General features: G+C 72.3%; 5 protein-coding genes. 2 read left to right on the top strand and 3 right to left on the bottom strand.

Features of this window, described 5'->3' with window-relative positions; genetic code table 11:
• The 3 genes from I5E_RS17650 to I5E_RS17640 all read right to left on the bottom strand — a co-directional run.
• The coding region (locus I5E_RS17650) for an NAD(P)-binding domain-containing protein (protein ID WP_022908153.1) at positions 1–636 on the bottom strand (636 nt) is incomplete at its 3' end.
• Between the two features lie 63 nt (positions 637–699).
• A complete protein-coding gene (locus I5E_RS17645; RefSeq protein WP_022908152.1) occupies positions 700–1,248 on the bottom strand; it encodes a PH domain-containing protein in 549 nt (182 codons plus the stop codon).
• 4 nt (positions 1,249–1,252) lie between these two features.
• A complete protein-coding gene (locus tag I5E_RS17640; RefSeq protein WP_031263082.1) occupies positions 1,253–2,083 on the bottom strand; it encodes a biotin--[acetyl-CoA-carboxylase] ligase in 831 nt (276 codons plus the stop codon).
• Positions 2,084–2,156: 73 nt separating this feature from the next.
• Here I5E_RS17640 and I5E_RS17635 point away from each other — a divergent pair, with 73 nt between their 5' ends.
• Positions 2,157–3,752, top strand: a complete 1,596-nt coding sequence (locus tag I5E_RS17635) for an acyl-CoA carboxylase subunit beta (RefSeq protein WP_022908150.1) — start codon at positions 2,157–2,159, stop codon at positions 3,750–3,752.
• 13 nt (positions 3,753–3,765) lie between these two features.
• Positions 3,766–4,032 carry an acyl-CoA carboxylase subunit epsilon gene (locus I5E_RS17625; RefSeq protein WP_022908149.1) on the top strand — a complete coding sequence of 89 codons (267 nt, stop codon included), beginning with the start codon at positions 3,766–3,768 and terminating at the stop codon, positions 4,030–4,032.
• The last annotated feature ends 289 nt before the right edge of the window (positions 4,033–4,321 follow it).

Below are 4,321 nucleotides of genomic sequence, written 5' to 3'. Positions count from 1 at the left end.
ACGCGTTCGCGCTGATCTTCCCAGCTCGGCCGTGGGCAGGTTGACCACGAGCCGCGGCGTGCCGGCGGCCAGGGCCTCGGCGTAGACCTCGTCGAGGACGTCGACGGCGGCCTGTCCGGCGGCACCGTCCGGCACGCCGTAGACGAAGCGGTCCGGGCTGATCGTGTCCTGCACCGCGAAGCCCTCGCGGAGGAACTCCGGGTTCCACACCAGCGTCGCACCGGGGACCGCTTCGGACACCTCGGCGGCCAGGCGCGCCGCGGTGCCCACCGGGACCGTGGACTTGCCGACGACGAACTCGCCCGCGGACAGGTGCGGCGTCAGCGCCGCGACCGCGGCGTCGACGTACGTCAGGTCCGCGGCACCGGTCGGCCCCTGCGGGGTGCCGACGGCGAGGAAGTGCACGCGCGCACCGGCGACCTCGGCCATGTCGGTCGTGAAGCGGATGCGACCGGACGCGAGCGCCTCGCGCAGGATCTCCGGCAGACCGGGCTCGAAGAACGGGGCCTCGCCCGCGGCGAGCCGTTCGATCTTGGACGGGTCGACGTCCACCGCGACGACGTCGTGCCCGAGCTTGGCCATGGAGGCGGCGTGCACGGCACCGAGGTAACCGCAGCCGATGACAGAGATACGCACGACGAAGACGGTACCGGAGTCTCGGTGGACTTCGGGTGCACAGCGCCCGTCGCCGGGGAACCGTCAGGGGCGGACGTCGCCCCAGCGGGGGCGGTCGGCGCCGCCGACGATCTCGTCCCAGTCGGGTTCGCGGTGCCGGCGCCGTGCCTCGTGCGCCTCGACGAGGTCGTGCAGGACCGCGACGACGAGGTCCGCGTGCGGGACGTCACCGAGCACCAGTGCCGGTTCGTCCCCGGGGAACACGAGGACGTCCCCGGACCGGAACACCCCCTGCAGGCCGCGGCGCCGCACCGTCACGTCGTAGCCCCGCGAGTGCAGGAGCTCCCGCCGGGTGCGCGTCCCGAGGCCGTGCACGACGACCAGACGCCGGGTGGTCACGACGTAGCGCTCGGACATCCAGCGGAAGAGCGGCATCGCCCCGCCGAGGAACACCAGGAGTACGACGAGGCCGGCCACCACCGCGTTCAGCCACGCGAGCTGGGCACGGAACACACCGAAGCCGAACCCGCCGGCGAGCATGACGAGCACCACGAAGACCGCCGGTCGCACCAGCCGGCGCGCGTGCGGCCGCAGCCGCGCGACCACGCGTTCGGGCGACGGCTCGTCGGTCATGCCGTCATGCATACCGCAGGTGGGTGACGTCCCCCACGGCGACGCCCCTGGAGACGCCCGCTCGATCCCGGATCGTGATCCGACCCTCGTCGTCGATCCCGGTCGCGTCGCCCTCGGAGGTCGTGCCGTCCGGCAGCTCGAGGCGGACGCGCTGCCCGATCGTGCCGCAGGCCGACCGGACGTGGGACCGGACCCGTTCCGCGTCGTCACCGCCCGCGACCAGGGCGACCACGGCCTCCTGGACCGCGCGGAGGAACGCGGCCAGCACGCGGTCGGCGAGCTCCGGTGCGGAGCCTGGCGCCCCCTGCAGCGCGAGTGAGGTCGCGGTCGGGGTCGGCAGCCGGTCGGCGGGGATGGTGAGGTTCACCCCGGCGCCGACGACGACGCTGCCGTCGTCCGCGACCTGGCAGAGGATGCCGCAGACCTTGCGGCCGTCGACCTGGACGTCGTTCGGCCACTTCACCGCGACACGGGGTGCGGGCCCGGAGGCGCGGCCCGGCTCGGTGGGGACGCCCAGCTCCGCGGCGATCGCGTCGCGCATCGCGGCCCCGGCGACGAGCGGCAACCACCCGCGGTCACGGTCGTCGAGGTCGGCGCGGACGAGCAGGCTCGCCGCGAGCGTCTCGCCGGCCGGGGCCGTCCAGCTCCGGTCGAGCCGGCCGCGTCCGGCCGTCTGGTCGAGCGTCGCCACCACGCTGCCGTGCGGCTCGGTCGACGCGACGGCGAGCAGGTCGGCGTTCGTGGACCCGGTCGTCGCGGGCTCGGTGAGGACGGCGCCGGCGGCCTCGACGACGGCTCGGGTCAGCGGGAACGTCGACGGCACGGGTGTGGACATGCAGCAAATCTACGGGCAGGAACCGTGGGGGACCTCCAACCGGCCCCGCCGTCACCGCCGGTAGGGTGAGCGGGTGACTTCAGGAGACACCCCCGATCTCTCGACGACGGCCGGACGGCTCGCCGACCTCCGCGAGCGGTACCACGAAGCCGTGACCGCCGCGGGCGAGGCCGCCATCGCCAAGCAGCACGCCAAGGGCAAGGGCACCGCGCGCGAACGCATCGAGCAGCTGCTGGACGAGAACTCGTTCGTCGAGTTCGACGAGTTCGTGCGGCACCGCACCCACGCCTTCGGCATGGAGTCCAAGCGCCCCTACGGTGACGCGGTCGTCACCGGCGTCGGGACCATCCACGGCCGGAACGTCGCCGTCTACGCGCAGGACTTCACCGTCTTCGGCGGCTCGCTCGGCGAGGTCGCCGGCGAGAAGATCATCAAGGTGATGGAGCACGCGCTGAAGACCGGCGTGCCGATCATCGGCATCCTCGACTCGGGCGGCGCCCGCATCCAGGAGGGCGTGGTCGCGCTCGGCAAGTACGGCGAGATCTTCCGCCTCAACACGCAGGCGTCCGGGGTCATCCCGCAGATCTCGATCGTGATGGGCCCGGCGGCCGGCGGCGCGGTCTACTCCCCCGCCCTCACCGACTTCGTGATCATGGTCGACAAGACCAGCCACATGTTCGTCACCGGCCCGGACGTCATCAAGACGGTCACCGGCGAGGACGTCGGCTTCGAGGAGCTCGGCGGCGCGCAGACGCACAACGCCGTCTCCGGCGTCGCGCACTACCTCGCCGAGGACGAGACCGACGCGCTCGACTACGCCCGCTCGCTCATCGGCTTCCTGCCGGACAACAACCTGTCCGACGCGCCGGCGTACGACGTGGCCCCGGAGCTCGAGACCACGGACGCCGACCGCGAGCTCGACGTCGTCATCCCGGACTCGACGAACCAGCCGTACGACGTCACCACGATCATCGAGCACGTCGTCGACGACGGTGAGTTCCTCGAGGTGCAGCCGCTCTTCGCGCCGAACATCCTGATCGGCTTCGGTCGGGTCGAGGGCCGCACGGTCGGCATCATCGCGAACCAGCCGCAGGCCATGGCCGGCACGCTGAACATCGACGCCGGCGAGAAGGCCGCGCGCTTCGTCCGGTTCTGCGACGCCTTCGGCATCCCGATCCTCACCCTCGTCGACGTGCCCGGCTACCTGCCCGGCACCGACCAGGAGTGGACCGGCGTCATCCGCCGTGGCGCGAAGCTCCTGTACGCCTACGCCGAGGCCACTGTGCCGCTCGTCACCGTGATCACCCGCAAGGCCTACGGCGGCGCGTACATCGTCATGGGCTCGAAGCAGCTCGGCGCCGACATCAACCTCGCGTGGCCGACCGCCGAGATCGCCGTCATGGGCGGTCAGGGCGCCGTCAACATCCTGTACCGCGCCGAGATCAAGCGTGCCGAGGAGTCCGGCGAGGACGTCGCCGCCGTCCGCGCGAAGCTGGCGAACGAGTACACGTACAACGTGGCCTCCCCGTACCTCGCGGCCGAGCGCGGCGAGCTCGACGGGATCATCCAGCCGCACGCGACGCGCGTCTCGGTCATCAAGGCGCTGCGGGCCCTCCGCGGGAAGCGTGCGACGCTGCCGCCCAAGAAGCACGGGAACATCCCGCTGTGACGGGCGCACGCTGATGGGCCGCCACGCCGCTGCCGTCCCCGCCGTCCCCGCCGAGCGTGCGGCCTCCGCCGCCGCCGACGTGCGCGTCGTGTCCGGCGAGCCCACACCCGAGGAGCTCGCCGCCGTCATCGCCGTCCTGCAGCGGCAGGCCGACGAGGCCGCCTCGCTCGGCCGACCCGAGGTCACCGTGTCGCCGCGGTCCGGGTGGGACGCGTCCGCTCGGGGGCTCCGTCGACCGCTCGAGCACGGGGCCGGCGCCTGGAGCCGTTCGCTCCGCTAGGACGCCCCGGGGCTTGCGCGCACCGCTCGGTGCGAGCGAGCATGTACCCCTGGGTCCCGACGCACTCCGTGCCCCTCGTGGGCGGAGTTCCCGGTTCGTCTCCCTCAGACGGGGGACAGCTCGGTGCGATGCGGTCGGAAATGGGCGATTTTGTCCCCCATAATGACGACTGACAGAGCGTTCAGCGGCAGGCATAGTAGTCAGTGTTCGGTGTCCTTCAACGAAGAACATCGCAGGTCGGTGGCCGACTAGGGTACGACGCCACCACCAGCTACGAGTCAGGGCGATA

Origin of the sequence: Curtobacterium sp. B18 (assembly GCF_000333375.1) — a bacterium.
In the GTDB taxonomy this organism is placed as follows: Bacteria; Actinomycetota; Actinomycetes; order Actinomycetales; family Microbacteriaceae; genus Curtobacterium.
Note: the sequence above shows the minus strand (reverse complement) of the source record. Positions and strands in the feature narration are given on the sequence as shown.